The organism is Candidatus Proelusimicrobium excrementi (assembly GCF_937881865.1).
Classification (GTDB): domain Bacteria; phylum Elusimicrobiota; class Elusimicrobia; order Elusimicrobiales; family Elusimicrobiaceae; genus Proelusimicrobium; species Proelusimicrobium excrementi.
Genome location: NZ_CALGEO010000012.1, coordinates 1 through 17884 on the forward strand (window position 1 = coordinate 1; position 17884 = coordinate 17884).

Here is a 17884-nt window from a genome sequence, read left to right on the forward strand (position 1 = left end):
AGTATATAGAAAAACTTTCTTTTGTATGATAACATATTTTAAAAGGACATTTTGTCCCACACCTTTCCGCTGTGCGGTGAAAGGAAAAATAATGTCAGAAGAAACAAATACTCAAGCCGCCGCGGCCGAAACGGCTAAAGCGGAAGTAAAGACGGCTCCTGCCACTCTTCGCTTTGTACTTGGCGAAAAATTGGGCATGACGCAGTTGTTCGATGAAAAAGGCAATCTTCACGCGGTTTCCGTAGTAAAAGCGGGCCCTTGTAAAATTGTAAGAGTCAGAACTCAGGAAAAAGACGGCTACAGCGCCGTAGCTTTGGGTTTTGGCGATGTAAAGGAAAGCAGGCTTAACAAACCCGATTTGGGTAACTTTAAAAAGTTGGGCGTAGCTCCTGTAAAACATATCAAAGAATGCCGCTTGGCTGATATTACCGGCTTTGAAGTTGGCCAGGTAATTGATTTGGGAAGCGTATTCAAACCCGGCGATTATGTAGACGTCCAGGGTAAAATTAAAGGCCGCGGTTTTGCCGGCGCGATGAAACGCCACGGCTTTGCCGGCCAGCCCGCATCACACGGCGCTTCCGACAGGGAAAGAGCCCCCGGCGGTTTAGCTTCAAGAAGATCTTTAGGTAAAGTATTGTCCGGCCAGAGAATGGCTGGTCATTACGGTTTTACCACCACCACAGTTTCCAAGATAGAAGTAGCGAAAGTCGATACCGAAAACAACCTTATTTTCTTGAAAGGTTCGGTTCCGGGCGCTAAAGGGACCATCGTATCCGTTTTGGAAACCTCCAAACCTAAAAAACACGTAGTGGCCGCGCAGGTACAGAAAATTTCCGCCTCCAAAGCCGCTAACACCAAGAAGAAATAGGAAGGTTGACAATGGAAACTAAACTTTTAAACATTCAAGGTAAAGAACAAGGTACGGTAGCCTTGCCCGAAGCGCTCTTTGGCAAGAAACCCAACCCGACTTTCCTTCATGAAGTCATCACGGCCTTTTTAGCCAATCAGAGAGCCGGCTCCGCCGACGTTAAAACCCGCAGCGAAGTTTCCGGTACGGGCAAAAAACCCTGGAAGCAGAAAGGCACCGGCCGCGCCAGACACGGCAGCATGAGATCCCCGATCTGGAGACACGGCGGCGTCGCTTTCGGCCCCACGCCGAGATCTTTCAGGCAGGATTTACCCGCCGCCAAAAGAAGACTTGCCTTAGCGCAGGCTTTGACGGCCAAATTGAATTCCGACAGTGTAGTGGTTCTTGACAACTTCGACGTTAAAGAACCCAAAACCAAAGCTGTGGCCCAGGTCCTTAAAACTTTAGACGCTGGCAAAAAACCCTTAATCGTAAGTTTGGCCGACGCCAATCTGGAAAAAGCCGGGCGCAACATCGCCGGCGTATTGCAGATGCTTCCGGCGGATTTAAACGCTTATGTGGTGCTTAACTGCAGCAAGGTGATTTTTACTAAAGAAGCTCTTGAGAAAATGGCCGCTTAAGCTGAGGAGATAAAATGACGAAGATATTTGAAACGATAAAGAAACCTCTCTTAACAGAAAAAAGCTTAATCTTAAGAGATACCAATAACTGCTATTGTTTCGTGGTCGAAAAGACCGCCAATAAGCACGAAATCCGCGAAGCGGTGGAAAAGATTTTCAACGTAACGGTTGAAAACATTGCCACCATTCCGCTGCGCGGCAAAGTAAAAAGAATGGGCCGCTTCGCAGGCAAAAGGCCTGATTTGAAGAAAGCCCTCGTCACATTGAAGAAAGGCGATAAAATAGACACGGTAGAAACCGCGTCTAAGTAACCGTAAACAAGGAGAAAAGTTACAAATATGCCTATTAAGACATTCAAACCGTATACTCCTTCCAGGAGAACTATCACGGTTGCCGACTTTTCCGAAATAACCAAAACAACTCCCGAAAAGAGATTGACCAAAGGTTTAAGGAAGAGCGGCGGCAGAAACAATACGGGTATGATTATGGTACGCCACATCGGCGGCGGCCATAAACAAGCCTATAGGAAAATTGACTTTAAAAGAACCAAATACGGCGTACCGGCCAAAGTCGTATCCATTGAATACGATCCGAACAGATCCGCCCGCATTTGTCTTTTAAATTACGCTGATGGCGATAAACAGTATATGATTCATCCCATCGGCCTTAAAGTCGGCGACACAGTTATGTCAGGCCCCAAAGCAGATATTAAAGTGGGTAACTGCCTTCCGTTGAAAAATATCCCCGAAGGTACTTTTATCCACGCCATAGAGCTTAAAGTCGGCAAAGGCGCGCAGCTTGCCCGCTCCGCCGGATCACAGGCTCAAATCATGGCCAAAGACGGCGGCTATGTCCATATCAAGATGCCCTCAGGCGAAATAAGGCTTATTCCGGAAAACTGCTGCGCCACAATCGGCCAGGTAGGCAATACGGAACATAACGCCGTAGTAATCGGCAATGCCGGCAGAAACAGACATCGCGGCATTAAACCGACCGTACGCGGTAACGCTATGAACGCCGTTGACCACCCTATGGGCGGCGGCAGAGGCCACTCCAAGGGCGGCAACATACCCAGATCACCCTGGAACCAAATGTCCCGCGGTTTGAAAACCAGACCCGCAAAGACTTGGGATTGGATGATCATCAAAGACAGACGTAAAAACTCGTCGGGAGCTAACTAATTATGTCAAGAAGCACAAAGAAAGGTCCTTATGTAGACCACAACTTACTTGAAGCTGTAGAGGCTATGTCTCCCACTGACAAAAAACAGATAAAGACATGGTCCAGAGCATGCACTATAGTTCCCGCGTTTGTCGGGCATACGTTCTTGGTACATAACGGCAGAAAATTCTTACCCGTATATGTAAGCGAAAGAATGATAGGGCACAAACTTGGTGAATTCGCTTTCACCAGGACGTTTAAAGGCCACGGCGGTATGACCAAAGAGTCCAAGGCCTTGAAATAAGAGATAACGAGGATTTGATATGGAAGCTTGTTCAAAAGCTAAATTTCAAAGGTACGGCAGCAGGAAAGTAAGTTTTCTGTTGGACTTGGTCCGCGGCAAAAGCGTAAAAGCGGCTGAAGGAATGATTCCTTTCACCGGGCTTCGCTGCAGCGATTTGGTTCAGAAAACCATTCATTCCGCAGCTTCGAACCTTCAGGTAAAATCCGGCAAAAAGCTTGATTTTTCCAAAGTATATATTAAAGAGGCTTATGCAAACATAGGCCCTATGAAACACTTAAAAAGAGTACAGCCCGGCCCTCAAGGCAGAGCTATGCCTTATAAGAAAAGCGTCTGCCACTTAACGGTAATCGTCAGCGACGAGAAAAAGGGCGCGCGCACCGTAAAGGGAGGGCTTAAATAATGGGACATAAGATTCACCCTAAAGGCTTAAGACTTGGTTATACGCAGGATTGGCAGTCCAGATGGTTTGCCCCTAAAAATATGCCTGCTCTTATTATGGAAGATTTCCAGATAAGGCAGATTGTGGAATCCAGGTTCCAGCTCGCCGCGGTAAGCTCCGTCGGCATTGAAAGAGCCGGTTCTTTCTTAAGAGTCAACATACATACGGCCCGCCCGGGCGTAGTAATCGGCAAAAAAGGCGCCGATATTGAAGCCTTAAGAAAAGACCTTGAAAAACTTACGGGCAGCAAAACGTTTGTAAACGTTATTGAGATTAAAAACCCCGAAACCGACGCCAGGCTCGTCGCCCAGTCAATCGCTTTCCAGATAGAAAAACGCGCTCACTACGGCGCAGCTATGAAGAAAGCCATCGACAAGGCCTTAGCCGGCAAAGCTTTGGGTATTAAAATCATGGTAGGCGGCAGGCTCGGCGGTGCGGAAATCGCCAGAACCGAATGGAAGAGAGAAGGCCGCGTACCTTTGCATACTCTCTGCGCAGATATCGATTACGGCACTTATGAAGCCAATACCGTAAGCGGTAAAATCGGCATAAAAGTATGGATCTTCAAGAAGATTCACTTCGCCAAGACTCCGAAAGAGATCTTAAACGAACTTAGAAAGCACAGAGAAATGCAGGAAGGCACCGCTGCGCACGGCGTTGAGGAAAAAGTAACCCCCGCCGCAGACACCAAAGCGTCCGCCAAGAAAGCGGCGCAGGATAAATAAGGGGGGAGGAATAATATATGTTGATGCCTAAAAGAGTAAAATATCGCAAACCTCATTCAGCTCCTCGCATTAAAGGAAACGCTAAAAGAGGCGCAGAGGTATCCTTCGGCGAATACGGCCTTAAAGCCTTAGAGCCGAAATGGGTTACCGCCAGGCAGATTGAAGCGGCCCGTATTACCCTTTCCAGATTCGTAAGAAAGAAAGGTAAAATGTGGACGAGAGTCTTCCCGGATAAAGCCATTACCAAACATCCCGCGGAAACCAGGATGGGTAAAGGTAAAGGTGCGCCGGATCATTGGGTATGCGTAGTAAAACCCGGCCGCATTTTGTTTGAGATTGAAGGTACAGCTTTAGAGGAAACCAAACAAGCTTTCCGCCTTGCGTCAGACAAATTGCCTATCAAAACGAAACTTGTGGTAAGAAGGTAATTTATGAAGGCCAAAGAAAAAGAAACCTTAAAACAAAAAAGCTTAGCGGACCTTCAGGATCTGCTGGCAAAAGCTAAAGAGAAACAGTTTAACCTTCTCTTTAAACACAGCACGACTCCGCTATCCAATCCTATGGAAATTAGAGTCGTCAGACGCGAAATAGCCTTGCTCAACACTTTAATTAAAGAGAAGGCTCAGTCCAAATAAGAGGATTTGATAAATGGAAAATATTACAAATCGCGCTAAAAGGAAAGTGCTTACGGGCGTAGTAAAATCCGACAAGATGAACAAAACCCGCACGGTTGAAGTAACGACCACCAAAAAGCACGCTTTTTACGGTAAGATTATTAGAACTTCCAAATGCTATCACGCCCATGACGAAGGCAATGAAAGCAAAATTGGCGACAAGGTTGAAATTATGGCTACAAGGCCCTTGTCCAAACTTAAAAGATGGCGCATTTCCAAGATTGTGGAAAAGGCCCTTGGTTAATTGGTAACGGAGATATAAGATTATGATTCAGTTAAGAAGCATACTTAATGTTGCAGACAACTCCGGCGCGAGAAAGGTGCAGTGCTTCAAAGTAAGAGGCGGGCACCACAGGGACTTTGCCTCACTCGGCGATGTGGTTATGTGCTCCGTAAGGGACGCGATCCCCACCTCCAACGTAAAGAAAGGCGATGTAGTTCGCGCAGTTGTAGTGAGAGTCGCCAGGGAAAAACGCAGAAAAGACGGTTCCTATATTCGCTTTGACGATAACGCCGTTTGCCTTATCAACGAAAACGGCGAACCCAAAGGCACCCGCGTATTCGGCCCTGTCGCGAGGGAACTTAGGGAAAAGAACTTCCTTAAGATTATTTCCTTGGCACCGGAGGTAATATAATTATGAATCTCAAAAAGAACGATAAAGTAATTATCTTGGCGGGCAAAGATAAAGGCAAAACCGGCGAAATCAGAGAAGTTATGCCGTCCAAAAACAAAGTCGTCGTAACCGGCATTAACATGATTTCCAAACACGTAAAGCCTAATCAGAACAATAAAGGCGGCATTCAGAAGATGGAAGCCCCTATCGACGCCTCAAACGTGGCTGTCGTATGCTCCAAATGCAAAAAGCATATGACGCCCAAAAACAAAGTAGAGCAGAGCGGCGCAGTAACCAGAATTTGCCGCAAATGCAATGAAGCGATATAAGGCAGGAAGAGAAAATGACTGATAAAAAAGAAACCAAGAAAACAGTAAAAGCCGAAGGCTATCAGCCCAGGCTCAAAGCATACTACAAAGAAAACGTCCTTCCCGCCCTTCTTAAAGATTTGGGTGTAAAGAGCCCCATGGCCGCCCCCAAACTTGAGAAGATTGTAATCAATATCGGCGTAGCCGACGCTAAAGAAGATATCAAATTTTTGGATATCGCCAGGGAAGATCTTTCCAATATCGCCGGGCAGCTGGCTCAGGTAAGAAGAGCCAAAAAATCCATCTCCAACTTTAAGCTGAGAGAAGGTATGCCCATTGGCGTAAGAGTAACCTTGCGCGGCGACAAAATGTATGAATTCTTTGACAGATTCGTAAACATCGTCGCCCCCCGCATAAGGGACTTTCAGGGCTTCGGCAAATGTTTTGACGGAAGAGGCAACCTTAACATCGGCATCCGCGAACATTACGTATTCCCGGAGATTGACGTGGAAAAATCTCCCAAAGCACATGGTATGAACATCTCTTTCGTAACGACCGCGAAAAATGACGCCGACGGTACGAAGCTGATGGAATTCATGGGTTTTCCTTTCAGAAAAGAGAAAGGCACGAAATAACAAAGGAGCGCGACTAAACTATGGCTACAAAAGCATGGGTTGCGAAAATGGCAAAACCGCAGAAATTTGCAGTAAGGTATCATAACCGCTGCCAAATTTGCGGAAGAGCAAGAGGATATTACAGGGACTTCGGTCTTTGCCGTATCTGTTTTAGAAAAATGGCCCATCAGGGATTAATTCCTGGTGTCAAAAAATCAAGCTGGTAACAGGAGGAAGCTTTAAGCGGATTTAACTCTGCGCCGGGCTGCGCCCGAACATTTTAATGCGGAAAGTAAGTTCGTTTTGGCTAAACTAGAATATGGATCCAATAGCAGATTTCTTAACAAGAATAAGAAACGCAAATATGAAGAAAAAGGAAAGAGTTGATATTCCTTTTTCCAAAATCAAAACTGAGATCGCCCGTGTTCTTAAAGAAGAAGGCTATATATCAAACTATAAAGCCATCCACAATGAAACGAAAGGCGGTTTTGTAAGAGTATTTTTGAAATACACCGACGATAACCTCAGCGTTATCCAAGGCCTTAAAAGGGTATCTCGCCCGGGCAGAAGGGTTTACAGCTCCTATACGGATATCCCTTCGGTACGCGGCGCCTTCGGTACTTCTATACTCTCAACTTCCAAAGGCATTATGACTGACAGCAAAGCCAAGGAAGAAAAAGTCGGCGGCGAAGTGCTTTGCCAGATTTGGTAATTGTAAAGGAGAATAAAATGAGCAGAATCGGAAAAAAACCTATACAAGTACCTTCCAAAGTAAAAGTGGAAATAAACGGCAGCGCTTTGAAAGCCACCGGCCCTTTAGGCACGCTTTCTTACACTATTCCTGAAGGCATCAGCGCCAAATTGGAAGGCGCGGTGCTTACCTTCAGCGTAGACCCTAAAAGGGAAGCCGAACTCAACGCCCTTTACGGAACGACGAGGGCCAGAGTCGCCAATATCGTCAGCGGCGTAGAAACGGCTTTTACGAAAGTTCTGGAAGTCAACGGCCTCGGTTACAAAGCCGTAGTACAGGGCAGCAAACTCAATCTCGAATTGGGTTTCTCCCATCCGGTCCTTTTGGATATTCCCCAAGGTCTTACGGTAACGGCCGATCCTAAAAGCCCTATCGTAGAAATCAAAGGCAGCGATAAAGTTTTAGTCGGTGATTTCGCCGCTAAAATCCGCAAAATCAGACCGCCGGAACCCTATAAAGGCAGCGGTATCAAATACCAGGGCGAACATATCGCCAGAAAAGCCGGTAAAGCTGCTGGAGGTAAATAATTATGGCTACTAAACAAGAGAGATATACTTACAGAAAAGAAAGAACCAAAAAGAAATTGGCTGCGGCCGGTTTGAACAGGCCCAGATTATCTGTTTACAGAAGCCTTAATTACTTATACGCTTCCGTAATTGACGACGCAACCGGCAAAGTGGTGGTAAGCGCCGCCACTTCCAGCAAGGATCTTGAAGGCAAATTCAAAGCCTCCGGCAAAAGCATAGAAGCCGCCGGCGTCTTGGGCGAATACATCGCCAAGAAAGCCATGGAAAAAGGCGTCAAGGAAGTCTGCTTTGACAGAGGCGCCAGAATCTATCACGGCAGGGTAAAAGCCCTGGCCGAGGCAGCGCGCAAAGCTGGTTTGAAATTTTAACCAAGGTGAATAAATGTTAAATAAAGAAACGCCAAAGAGCGAAAATAAAAAAGAAGCGAAAGGTCAGAGGACCGAGTTTCAGATGCGCCCCAAAGCCGAAGGCGTAACCACCGTTATCCAAGTGGCCAGAACGGCCAAAGTGGTAAAAGGCGGTAAACGCTTTGGGTTCAGAGCTTTGGTCGTAGTCGGCGACGGCAACGGCAAAGTCGGCGTATCAATAGGTAAAGCGAATCAAGTTCAGTTCGCCGTATCTAAGGCTGAATTCCACGCCAGAAGACATACCGTTAAGTTCCCTATCGTTAACGACACCATTCCGCATGAGGTAATCGGCAAGTTCGGTTCTGCCTCCGTGTGGATGAAACCGGCCGCCCCCGGTACCGGCGTTATCGCCGGCGCGGGCGTCAGGTTGGTGCTTGAAGCCGCTGGCATCAAGAACATTTTGGCCAAAAGCTTGGGCAGCACCAATGCTTGCAATTTAGCTTACGCCACGATGAAAGCCCTTGAACAGCTTAAGAGCAAAGAAGCCGTTTTGGCTCAGCGCGGTAAATCCGTAGAAGCGGCCGCTCCCGCGGTTGCGGAAGCTCCCGCCGCCGAAAAGACGGAAGCCGCTGCTTAATGAACAGGAGATAACAAAATGGTAGATCTTAGCACACTTTTTCCTAAACACGGTTCAAGAAAACCGAAGAGAAGAGTAGGTTTGGGGTTGGGCTCCGGTATGGGCCGCTCCTCAACAAAAGGTATGAAAGGCCAGTCTTCCCGCTCCGGCAATACGAAGAAAGAATCCAAAGAAGGCGGTCAAATGCCTTTGGTCAGAAGAATCCCGAAAAGCGGTTTTTCCAACGCTATGTTCGAGAACAGATATGAACTCGTAAACATCGGTTCTTTTGATAAAGTATTCAAAGCCGGCGAAGAAGTCACCCCCGAAATCTTGAAAAAGAAAAACCTTGTCAAAAAACTCGGCAAAGTTAAGGTTTTGGGCAACGGCGAAATCAAAACCGCTCTTAAAATCACCGCTCATGCTTTTTCAGCTTCCGCGAAAGCGGCCATCGAAAAAGCCGGCGGCAGCGTAACAATATTAGAAAAAAAGGCTAAATAATGGATAACAACCCTTTAGCAAATATTCTGCAGTCGCCCGAACTCCGCAAAAGGATATTATTTGTAATAATAGCCTTGGCGGTGTTCAGGGTGGCCGCTGTAGTTCCGATACCGGGCATCAACGCTGATGCCATAGCCAGCTTCTTTAAGCAGCACGAAGGGGGGATGTTGGGGTTTCTCAACATCTTCTCCGGCGGTGCTTTGGGGAGATTTTCAATCTTGGCTTTAGGTATTATGCCTTATATCAACGCGTCCATCATCATGGGCTTGATAAAAGGCGCGCACATCTTCCCTGCTTTGGATAAACTCAGCAAGGAAGGGGAATACGGCCGCAGAAAGGAAAACCAAATAACCAGAGTTTTCGGTTTGATTTTGGCGTTACTGCAAGGGTTTGGTCTTACCGTAGCTATTACAAAAATGTCGGCCCCGGGCGGCTTGGCGATAGTGATTGATCCTTCATGGTCATTCATTTTAACCACTACGCTCACATTGGCGGCCGGCACTATGTTCCTTATGTGGCTGGGCGAACAAATGACGGAAAAGGGTATCGGCAACGGTATATCGCTTATCATCTTTGCCGGTATCGTTGAACGTCTGCCTTCGGCCATTTATACTTTGGTGGAGCTTGTCAGAAGCGAAGAAATGCAGCTTCTTACCGCGCTTATCATAATAGCTTTGGTGGCTGTTATTATGGGTTTGGTCGTTTGGGTGGAAACCGCCCAAAGGCAAATCCCCGTACAGTATGCCAAACGCATGGTGGGCAACAAGATGTACGGCGGCAAAACAAGCTATCTTCCTTTGAAAATAGACCAATCCGGCGTTATTGCGGTAATCTTTGCGATGTCTATTCTTTCAATGCCGCTTACCATAGCGCAGTTTATGCCGGAAGCTCATTGGGCCCAAGTCGTTATGGATTGGATGGGCCGCGGCCATATTACTTATATGGTAGTTTATGTGGCTTTAATCATCTTCTTCTGTTATTTCTATAACTCCATGACCTTTAATCCTAAAGACATGGCCGAAAACATGAAGAAGTGGGGCGGTTTCATTCCCGGTATACGTCCGGGCGAACCCACCCAAAAATACATTGAATGGGTAATGAACAGAATTACTCTTTCAGGAGCCTTGTTTGTATCGGCGATAGCCGTCTTGCCGGACTTCTTGAGAGCCAAATTCAACGTTCCTTTCTACTTCGGCGGCACGGCTTTGCTGATCGTTGTCGGCGTAGCTTTGGATACGGTCGGCCAGGTGCAGGCCCATTTGCTTGCCCACAATTACCAGCCTTTGATGAAAGGGCGCGGTATTAAAGGCCGCTGGTTCAATGTAGGCGAATAAGTTTGTTTCGTCTTTTGCGTTCTTTTTAATTTTTTAAACTTAGGATACAAAACGCTTTGCGCTTAAAAGCAATCCTTGTTTTAATGGAATTAAAAATATCCGCAAAATACTTGCAAACCGCAAAGTCTGTTTAAGTTTACTTCTTAAACGGCGTTTGCAAAAAATAAATTTGATGTAACAAATGATGTCCGGCCTTCAGTATCGGGGCCGGATATCGTAAGAAAAGGCTGTAAATCAGCCGGTAGTAAAAAAAGAAGGTGTGTAAATGAATATTGTTTTGCTTGGTTTCCCGGGGGCCGGAAAAGGCACTCAGGCTGGAAAACTCGTAGAAAAATATAATTTCAGGCATATTTCGACGGGTGACCTTATCCGTCACGAAATCGCCTTGGGCACGCCTTTAGGTAAAGAAGTGGAAGCGGTTATAGACAGCGGCAATTTGGCGTCCGACGAATTAATCATTAATATTTTGGTTAATGCGATTAAGGACGAAAAACGCGGCGTAATTTTTGACGGCTTCCCCAGAACTTTGGCCCAAGCCGAAGCCCTTGACCGATATTTGGCGCTCCATGGCGGCAAAGTAGACGCCGCCGTTTTGTTGAATCTCAGCGAGGAGGAAGTCCTTAAAAGGCTTACTTCGCGCAGAGTCTGCAAAGAATGCGGAGCCGTTTATAATATCTACGCGCCGGATTATACCGGCAAGTGTACTAAATGCGGCGGCGAACTTTATATAAGGCACGACGATGACGTACACAGCGCGCGGCACAGGCTTGAGGTTTTCCATAAAGAAACTCAGCCGCTTATAGAGTATTACAAAAAAAGCGGTATATGCAAAGTTGTTGACGGAAGCAAAAGCATAGATTCGGTCTTTGCGGAAATCGTTGCGGTATTAGGGCTGTCAAAAGGTGAAGAAAAATGATAGAATTAAAGAGCAGCGAAGAAATAGAAAAAATGCTTGCGTCAGGCAAAGTAGTTTCTCAAGTTCTGAAAACTATGCAAGTTGAGGCGGTTCCGGGCGTGTCTACCTGGAAACTGGATCAAATTGCGGAAGAAATTATAAGGTCTGCCGGAGCGGTGCCGTCATTTCTCGGCTACGGCGGTTTCCCGGGCAGTATTTGCGCTTCCGTTAATGAGGAAGTCGTTCACGGGATACCTTCCAAAGAGAGAATACTTAAAGAAGGCGATATCATCGGTATAGATGTTGGCGCCTATTTAAACGGATTTCACGCTGATTCGGCTCTCACCGTACCTGTAGGTAAAGTTTCAGGCGAGGCTAAAAGGCTTCTTGGTACAACCAAGAAAGCGCTTCATAAAGCAATAGAGCTTATAAAGCCGGGCATACATCTTGGCGATGTATCGCATGCGGTGGAAACTTATGCTGCAGAAGGTAAGCTGGGTATAGTCAGGGACTATTGCGGCCACGGAGTCGGCCGTAAATTACACGAAGACCCTTGCGTGCTTAATTATGGCAGGAAAGGCACGGGCCCGATACTTAAAGCGGGTATGGTCATCGCGGTAGAGCCCATGCTTAATCTAGGTGGAGATGAAGTAGAAGTTTTAGACAATGACTGGACCGTTGTTACGTCCGACGGAAGTTTGTCGGCCCATTTTGAGCATACGGTCGCGGTAACCGAAAACGGACACCTTATACTGACGGCTTAATGCCGGCAAATAAGGCCCGATGCTAAAGGAGAAAGTTAAAACGGAGGATTGAAGCCCGAGGGCAAGTATGAGTGATAAAATAGAAGTAGAAGGTAAAATATTGGAAGCTTTGCCAAACGCTATGTTCAAAGTGGAAATAGCGGGGGGTAAAGTTATTTTAGGTCATATCTCAGGAAAGATGAGAATGTTCCATATCAGAATACTGCCCGGGGATAAAGTCAAACTTGAACTTTCCCCCTACGACTTAACCAAAGGCAGAATAATCTACCGGGAGAAATAAATGAAAGTCAGAGCAAGCGTAAAAAAGATATGTCAGAAGTGCAAAATCGTTAAACGTAACGGTGTAGTGCGCGTAGTATGCCCCATAGCTAAGCATAAACAGCGCCAAGGTTAATAAACAGGAGTCTTAATACAATATGGCAAGAATCGCAGGTATAGATTTACCAAAGAACAAAAGGATAGACATTGCATTGCAGTATGTCTATGGTATCGGCCCCAAAGTAGCCAATGAAATCTTAGTAAAATTGGCGGGCCAGATAGAAGCTTCCACCAGAGTTAAAGACTTAACCGAACAGCAGGCCGGTTTGCTTAACACCATTTTACAGAAAGAATATAAAGTTGAAGGTGAACTCAGGCGCGAAGTTGCGCAGAACATCCACAGGCTGATTGAAACCGGTTCTTACAGAGGCAACAGACACAGAAGGAACCTCCCCGCGCGCGGGCAGAGAACCAAAACCAACAGCAGAACCAGACGCGGCCGCAGAAAAACGGTGGGCGCAAAAGTAAAAGCAGCATAAAATTTTAAAAGTCAGGTAAAAACATGGCAGAAGAAATTAAGAAAGAAACCAATACCACAGCCGCCCCGGCCGCAGCCGGCAAGGCGAAGAAAAAAGCAGCTAAAGCGCCTGCCCACGGCGTAGTGCACATAAGCTGCTCATTCAACAACACGATCGTAACCGTAACCGACGATAAAGGCGGCACCATCGTATGGTCCACCTCCGGCTCACACGGTTTTAAAGGCACCAAAAAAGGTACGCCTTTCGCCGCGCAGATAACCTGCAATAAAGTAGGCGAAAAGGCCGTCGCCCTCGGTATGAGGGAAGTTGCCGTTAAGGTATGCGGCCCCGGCCAGGGCAGGGAAACCGCAGTAAGAGCTTTGCAGCAGGCAGGGCTTATCGTTACTTCAATTAAAGACGTAACGCCGATACCGCACAATGGTTGCAGACCACCGAAAGCCAGGAGAGTATAGTAATATGTCAAGATATACAGGACCGAGCTGCAAAAAATGCAGAAAATTAGCTTGTAAATTATTTTTAAAGGGTACGAAATGCTACAGCAACTGCGTAATGGATAAGCTTGCCAGCACCAAAAAAGGCAAAGGTATGCAGAGAAGAGCCAAATTATCCGAATACGCCGTCCGCTTGCATGAAAAGCAAAAAGCCAGATTTATTTCCGGCATGACGGAAGTTCCCTTTGCCAATCTTTTTGAAAAGGCCACCAAATCCACGGGACAGACCGGCGAACAGTTCCTTAAATATTTGGAAACCAGGCTTGACAACGTGGTAAAGAGAATCGGTTTCGCTTCCTCTTTAAGAGGCGCGAGGCAGATCGTTTTGCACGGTCACATTAAAGTCAATGACAAAGTGGTGAATGTTCCTTCTTATCAGGTAAAAGTAGGGGATAAAATCTCCTTAGATTCCAAACTTGCCGCGAGCGTTATGGTAAAACAGGGCTTGGAAGATGCGGAAAAACGCGCGCTTCGCCCGAGCTTTATTGAATTTGACGCCAGCAAGAATACAGCCACGCTGCTCAGGTGGCCGGACAGAAGCGAAAGCAGCTACCCGGTCAATGATCAGTTGATCGTAGAACATTATTCCAAATAATTTGGAGGAACAATGGCTTTTGAAAATTTAGTGTTACCTAAGGAAATTAAAGCAGAGCAGGAAAGCGCCACTTATGGCAAATTCATAGCTGAACCTTATGAATCGGGTTTGGGCCATACCGTAGGTAATTCTTTAAGGAGGATTTTACTTTCCGGCCTGGAAGGCGCGGCCGTAACGGCCGTAAAGGTGGAAGGTACAACCCATGAGTACAGCACCATTCCCAACGTCAGGGAAGATGTTATACAAATACTTCTTAACCTTAAAAAGTTAAGAGTAAAAATGGAAGGCTCCCAAAAAGAATACTTAACGCTTGAAGCCGATAAACCCGGCGTGGTAACGGCCGCTTCCATAAAAGAAGTCAACGGCGTCGAAATCATCAATAAAGATTTGGAAATCGTTACTTTGGAAGCCGGCGGAGCAATCAGAATGGAGATTGAAATTTCAAGAGGCAAAGGCTACGGCGAAGAAGACGTTAAAGCCACGAGGCCTGTCGGTTTTATGCCGATAGATTCAATTTTCTCCCCGATACTTAAGGTTCATTACGACGTAGAACCGGCGCGTGTCGGCCAGAAAACCGACTATGACAGGCTTATCCTTGAAATCACCACCGACGGCACCTTGGAGCCGAGGCGCGCTCTTCATAAAGCTGCTGTAAGATTATCCCAATCTTTGCACATCTTTACGATAGAGGGCGAAGAAATCCCGGCTGTGGAAGAAGCCGAACCCGTAGAAGCCGCCGCCCCTGCGGCCGGCAATGACAAGCTGGACGAAATTTTGGACCAGCCGGTGGACCTGATTGAGCTTTCTTCAAGATCACTCAACTGCCTTAAATCCGAAGATATCAAAACCGTGCGCGACTTGGTCGCCAAAACGGAAGGGCAGCTTAAGATGGTTAAGAACTTCGGCGCGAGATCGCTTGACGAAGTTAAGGCTAAACTGGCCGATATGAACCTTCATCTCGGCATGAAGTTTTAAGATAGATTAAGGAGTAATTTAGCTATGATTAAAAATACGGGATACCGTAAATTGGGTAAGACAACCTCCCACAGAAAAGCGATGCTCTCCAATATGGCGGTAAGCATAGTTTTGCATGAAGAAGTTAAAACCACTTTACCCAAAGCCAAAGAAGTAAGGCGCGAGGTGGAAGGCCTCATCACTTTAGCGAAAAACGGGGAAAAACTTGCCCTTAAAAACGCGGTAAACGATAAAGTGGCCTATAAAAAATTAGTGGAAGTCCTTTCCGAAAGATATGCCAAAAGAGACGGCGGTTACACCCGCATTTACAGAGCCGGCATCAGGAAAGGCGACAACGCCGAAGTAGCGGTAATCAAACTGGTGGACTAATCATGTTGATAGACTATTTGGGCGGACTGCTTTCTAATGATATGGGAATGGACCTGGGCACGGCCAACTGTCTTATATATGTAAAAGACAAAGGCATCGTGCTCAGAGAGCCTTCCGTAGTAGCTTTAGACAGGGACAGCGGCGAAGTAAAAGCTGTAGGCAGCAAAGCCAAGCAGATGCTCGGCAGGACACCCGCGAATATAGTCGCAGTACGTCCGATGAAGAACGGCGTCATAGCCGATTTTGAAGTAACTCAGGAAATGATAAGGTACTTCATCAGGAGCGTACACACAAGGAAAAGCTTACTCAGGCCGAGAATCGTTATCGGTATACCTTCGGACATAACCGGCGTGGAACGCAGAGCGGTGGAAGACGCCGCAAAGCAGGCCGGTGCGAGGGAAGTCTATTTGATTGAAGAGCCTATGGCTTCGGCCATGGGTGCGGACTTGCCGATAACGGAACCGCACGCCAGCATGATAGTTGATATCGGCGGTGGCACCACGGAGATAGCGGTAATATCTCTTGGCGGCATGGTAGTGGCGAAATCCATTGATATCGCAGGCGATGAAATTACAGACTGCATTGTCCAATATTTTAAAAAGAAATATAACTTAATCATCGGTGAAACCACCGCTGAGGACGTTAAAATCAATATCGGTTCGGTTTATCCTCTTGAAGAGGAAAAAACCATGGAAGTAAAAGGAAGGGACCAAACGCAAGGCTTACCCCGCACTATGTCGGTAACTTCCGAGGAGATAAGGCAGGCTCTGCTTGAACCCGTAAGGGCCATAGTCGAGCTTGTAAAAAGCACTCTTGAGGAAACCCCGCCGGAACTGGCTGCGGATTTGGTTGACCGCGGTTTGGTGGTGGCAGGCGGCGGATCGCTTTTAAGAGGCATTACCGAGCTTATCCGCAAAGAAACCGATATTCCCGTTCACAGAGCCGCAGATCCTTTAAGCTGTGTGGCTTTGGGCACAGGCAAATATTTGGAATTCCTTGCAGAAGGTAAATTTAAAAAATTCCTTTAAGGTCTTTTTTATAATCTTAAGCGGGAGCCGCCTTAATAAGGAGGCCCCCGCTTTTGGCTTTATTGGGATTTTATTTCTTTTAAAGATGTTAAAACCTGTTTGGATTGCACAAAGGATTAAGTTTTTTTATACGGCTTATACGGGCTTTAATCGGTGTATTGCAATCCGTTTAGGCTGCATAATATAGGCTGCATAATAAAACCGATTAAACTTATAATATCGGCGCAAAATACCGGCACAAAAGGCCGCCGTCGGATTGATATATGTTTTTAGACAAACTTATTAAACGTCCTTTATTGTTTTGCTGTTTTATGCTTGCGGCTCTGCCGTTATGGGCAAATGCCGGTTTGCCTATGCTGTTTGTGGTTTATCCCGGCTTTATGGCGGCTTTTATTCCGGTAATATTTATAGAGTTTTTCTATCTTCGTAAAAGTTTTAAAATTGCTCTTTAAAAAAAATTATTCTGCGGAGTTTTGGGCGCCAATTTGGTATCTGCTTTGCTAGGCGTGCCTTTAACTTGGCTTGCCGCCTTGGGCGTACAAATGATATTTGGCGGAGGCACGCCTTACGGGCTTAACGGATTTGGCCGCAAACTGTACGCCGCGGTGGTGCAGGCGCCTTGGCTTATTCCTTATGAAGACGCCTGGTGGCTTGTTCCTTCGGCTTTTACGGTGATAATGCTGTATTTCTTTTTATCGTCATGGCTGATAGAATACGGAGTTATGTATTTATTGTTTCATAAAAGCTATGACAAAGTTTTAATACGGGAGTCGCTTTTTAAAGCGAACCTTATTTCTTATATATTTTTATATGTCTGCGGCTTGATTTATTGGTTCACGGCCGGTTTTTAAAGTAATTATGGAAAAGAAAAAAAAGAATTTGACTGCTTATGAAAGAGGTTACTCAAAAATACTGCCTTGTGTTTTTGTGATAATTTCTCTTTTGATTATACTGCTTCCTTTGCAAATGCCGGTAAATTCGGTTAGGATGCTGCTTTCTTATATTTTTATTCCTCAGCTGAGGGCGGCGCACGGGGTAACCCAGTATTTGGGCGGAGTCAACGACACCGTCGGCAATTTGCTGACCGTCGCCGATGATAATGCCTCGTTAAGGGAAGAACTTTCCCTTTTAAAAATACAAATGTCGCGATTGGAAAGCCTTGAAAAGGAAAACGAACGCCTTACCTCGGCTTTAAATATATCCAAACAGAATAAATGGAACGGTATATGGGCCAAAGTGGCTTATAGGGAGCCCTCCCGCCGCGGAAGCGTTATAATTGATAAAGGTTCCGACGACGGCGTCGCTTTGCGCTCCCCGGCAATGGCCATACGGGAAGGCGTAGCCGGTTTGGCGGGCAACGTAATAGAAGTTACGCCCAAAACCGCCAAAGTTCTTTTACTGAACGATGAGGATTTTTCCGCCGCGGCCCGCGTTGAAAAAACGGGTTTTGAAGGGCTTGTTTCCGGCGACGGCAACAGCGGCGTAAATCTTAAATATCTGCCTTTGGAAAGCAATATTTCCGCGGGCGACAAGGTTTATACGTCCTCTTCCGGCGCTTTATTCCCGG

The 17884-nt window shown here is 46.4% G+C and carries 32 protein-coding genes; all 32 read left to right on the top strand.

All coding sequences use genetic code 11. The features are described from left to right. Positions 1–91 precede the first annotated feature (91 nt). The gene (rplC, locus tag ACQY26_RS00825; protein WP_428047190.1) at positions 92–868 is read left to right on the top strand and encodes a 50S ribosomal protein L3; all 777 of its coding nucleotides are present in this window, start codon (positions 92–94) and stop codon (positions 866–868) included. A gap of 11 nt (positions 869–879) precedes the next feature. Then, positions 880–1488 (top strand): 50S ribosomal protein L4, encoded by a 609-nt coding sequence (gene rplD / locus ACQY26_RS00830; RefSeq protein WP_428047191.1) that lies wholly within the window; start codon positions 880–882, stop codon positions 1486–1488. Positions 1489–1502: 14 nt separating this feature from the next. Then, positions 1503–1799, top strand: a complete 297-nt coding sequence (locus ACQY26_RS00835; protein ID WP_428047192.1) for a 50S ribosomal protein L23 — start codon at positions 1503–1505, stop codon at positions 1797–1799. Between the two features lie 27 nt (positions 1800–1826). Then, positions 1827–2669, top strand: coding sequence for a 50S ribosomal protein L2 (gene rplB / locus ACQY26_RS00840; protein ID WP_428047193.1), 843 nt, complete (start codon positions 1827–1829; stop codon positions 2667–2669). 2 nt (positions 2670–2671) lie between these two features. Beyond that, positions 2672–2953 (top strand): 30S ribosomal protein S19, encoded by a 282-nt coding sequence (gene rpsS / locus ACQY26_RS00845; protein WP_428047194.1) that lies wholly within the window; start codon positions 2672–2674, stop codon positions 2951–2953. 19 nt (positions 2954–2972) lie between these two features. Next, positions 2973–3353 (top strand): large ribosomal subunit protein uL22, encoded by a 381-nt coding sequence (locus ACQY26_RS00850; RefSeq protein ID WP_428047195.1) that lies wholly within the window; start codon positions 2973–2975, stop codon positions 3351–3353. After that, positions 3353–4117, top strand: a complete 765-nt coding sequence (gene rpsC, locus ACQY26_RS00855; RefSeq protein WP_428047196.1) for a 30S ribosomal protein S3 — start codon at positions 3353–3355, stop codon at positions 4115–4117. The genes ACQY26_RS00850 and rpsC overlap by 1 nt, the downstream gene beginning before the upstream one ends. Positions 4118–4134: 17 nt before the next feature. Beyond that, positions 4135–4545, top strand: coding sequence for a 50S ribosomal protein L16 (gene rplP, locus ACQY26_RS00860; protein WP_428047197.1), 411 nt, complete (start codon positions 4135–4137; stop codon positions 4543–4545). A gap of 3 nt (positions 4546–4548) precedes the next feature. Further along, positions 4549–4752 carry a 50S ribosomal protein L29 gene (rpmC, locus tag ACQY26_RS00865; protein ID WP_428047198.1) on the top strand — a complete coding sequence of 68 codons (204 nt, stop codon included), beginning with the start codon at positions 4549–4551 and terminating at the stop codon, positions 4750–4752. A gap of 13 nt (positions 4753–4765) precedes the next feature. Beyond that, the gene (gene rpsQ, locus ACQY26_RS00870) at positions 4766–5035 is read left to right on the top strand and encodes a 30S ribosomal protein S17 (RefSeq protein WP_428047199.1); all 270 of its coding nucleotides are present in this window, start codon (positions 4766–4768) and stop codon (positions 5033–5035) included. A gap of 22 nt (positions 5036–5057) precedes the next feature. Continuing rightward, the gene (gene rplN / locus ACQY26_RS00875; protein ID WP_428047200.1) at positions 5058–5426 is read left to right on the top strand and encodes a 50S ribosomal protein L14; all 369 of its coding nucleotides are present in this window, start codon (positions 5058–5060) and stop codon (positions 5424–5426) included. A gap of 2 nt (positions 5427–5428) precedes the next feature. Then, positions 5429–5734, top strand: coding sequence for a 50S ribosomal protein L24 (gene rplX / locus ACQY26_RS00880; protein WP_428047201.1), 306 nt, complete (start codon positions 5429–5431; stop codon positions 5732–5734). A 14-nt stretch (positions 5735–5748) separates the two neighbouring features. Beyond that, a complete protein-coding gene (gene rplE, locus ACQY26_RS00885; protein ID WP_428047202.1) occupies positions 5749–6348 on the top strand; it encodes a 50S ribosomal protein L5 in 600 nt (199 codons plus the stop codon). Positions 6349–6368: 20 nt separating this feature from the next. Next, entirely contained in the window at positions 6369–6554 is a 186-nt protein-coding gene (locus tag ACQY26_RS00890) for a type Z 30S ribosomal protein S14 (RefSeq protein WP_428047203.1), read from the top strand. Between the two features lie 92 nt (positions 6555–6646). After that, positions 6647–7039 (top strand): 30S ribosomal protein S8, encoded by a 393-nt coding sequence (rpsH, locus tag ACQY26_RS00895; protein ID WP_428047204.1) that lies wholly within the window; start codon positions 6647–6649, stop codon positions 7037–7039. 17 nt (positions 7040–7056) lie between these two features. Further along, positions 7057–7605 (top strand): 50S ribosomal protein L6, encoded by a 549-nt coding sequence (rplF, locus tag ACQY26_RS00900; protein ID WP_428047205.1) that lies wholly within the window; start codon positions 7057–7059, stop codon positions 7603–7605. A gap of 2 nt (positions 7606–7607) precedes the next feature. After that, the gene (gene rplR / locus ACQY26_RS00905) at positions 7608–7973 is read left to right on the top strand and encodes a 50S ribosomal protein L18 (RefSeq protein WP_428047206.1); all 366 of its coding nucleotides are present in this window, start codon (positions 7608–7610) and stop codon (positions 7971–7973) included. Positions 7974–7986: 13 nt separating this feature from the next. Further along, positions 7987–8589, top strand: a complete 603-nt coding sequence (rpsE, locus tag ACQY26_RS00910; protein ID WP_428047207.1) for a 30S ribosomal protein S5 — start codon at positions 7987–7989, stop codon at positions 8587–8589. Between the two features lie 18 nt (positions 8590–8607). Then, the gene (gene rplO / locus ACQY26_RS00915) at positions 8608–9069 is read left to right on the top strand and encodes a 50S ribosomal protein L15 (RefSeq protein WP_428047208.1); all 462 of its coding nucleotides are present in this window, start codon (positions 8608–8610) and stop codon (positions 9067–9069) included. Further along, entirely contained in the window at positions 9069–10403 is a 1335-nt protein-coding gene (secY, locus tag ACQY26_RS00920; RefSeq protein WP_428047209.1) for a preprotein translocase subunit SecY, read from the top strand. The genes rplO and secY overlap by 1 nt, the downstream gene beginning before the upstream one ends. Positions 10404–10668: 265 nt before the next feature. Next, a complete protein-coding gene (locus tag ACQY26_RS00925) occupies positions 10669–11319 on the top strand; it encodes an adenylate kinase (RefSeq protein WP_428047210.1) in 651 nt (216 codons plus the stop codon). Then, positions 11316–12062, top strand: coding sequence for a type I methionyl aminopeptidase (map, locus tag ACQY26_RS00930; RefSeq protein WP_428047211.1), 747 nt, complete (start codon positions 11316–11318; stop codon positions 12060–12062). Before ACQY26_RS00925 ends, map begins: the two co-directional genes overlap by 4 nt. A gap of 67 nt (positions 12063–12129) precedes the next feature. Continuing rightward, entirely contained in the window at positions 12130–12342 is a 213-nt protein-coding gene (infA, locus tag ACQY26_RS00935; RefSeq protein WP_428047212.1) for a translation initiation factor IF-1, read from the top strand. Further along, positions 12343–12456 carry a 50S ribosomal protein L36 gene (rpmJ, locus tag ACQY26_RS00940; RefSeq protein WP_428047213.1) on the top strand — a complete coding sequence of 38 codons (114 nt, stop codon included), beginning with the start codon at positions 12343–12345 and terminating at the stop codon, positions 12454–12456. A 22-nt stretch (positions 12457–12478) separates the two neighbouring features. Further along, entirely contained in the window at positions 12479–12859 is a 381-nt protein-coding gene (rpsM, locus tag ACQY26_RS00945) for a 30S ribosomal protein S13 (RefSeq protein WP_428047214.1), read from the top strand. A 23-nt stretch (positions 12860–12882) separates the two neighbouring features. Continuing rightward, on the top strand, positions 12883–13311 hold the full coding sequence (gene rpsK, locus ACQY26_RS00950; RefSeq protein WP_428047215.1) for a 30S ribosomal protein S11: 429 nt from the start codon (positions 12883–12885) through the stop codon (positions 13309–13311). A 4-nt stretch (positions 13312–13315) separates the two neighbouring features. Then, positions 13316–13945, top strand: a complete 630-nt coding sequence (rpsD, locus tag ACQY26_RS00955) for a 30S ribosomal protein S4 (RefSeq protein WP_428047216.1) — start codon at positions 13316–13318, stop codon at positions 13943–13945. Positions 13946–13957: 12 nt separating this feature from the next. Then, positions 13958–14920, top strand: a complete 963-nt coding sequence (locus ACQY26_RS00960) for a DNA-directed RNA polymerase subunit alpha (protein ID WP_428047217.1) — start codon at positions 13958–13960, stop codon at positions 14918–14920. Positions 14921–14944: 24 nt separating this feature from the next. Next, the gene (gene rplQ / locus ACQY26_RS00965) at positions 14945–15289 is read left to right on the top strand and encodes a 50S ribosomal protein L17 (RefSeq protein WP_428047218.1); all 345 of its coding nucleotides are present in this window, start codon (positions 14945–14947) and stop codon (positions 15287–15289) included. Between the two features lie 2 nt (positions 15290–15291). Continuing rightward, on the top strand, positions 15292–16317 hold the full coding sequence (locus ACQY26_RS00970) for a rod shape-determining protein (RefSeq protein WP_428047219.1): 1026 nt from the start codon (positions 15292–15294) through the stop codon (positions 16315–16317). 485 nt (positions 16318–16802) lie between these two features. Further along, positions 16803–17168, top strand: a complete 366-nt coding sequence (locus ACQY26_RS00975; RefSeq protein WP_428047220.1) for a hypothetical protein — start codon at positions 16803–16805, stop codon at positions 17166–17168. Positions 17169–17175: 7 nt separating this feature from the next. Next, the coding region (mreC, locus tag ACQY26_RS00980) for a rod shape-determining protein MreC (protein ID WP_428047221.1) at positions 17176–17884 on the top strand (709 nt) is incomplete at its 3' end.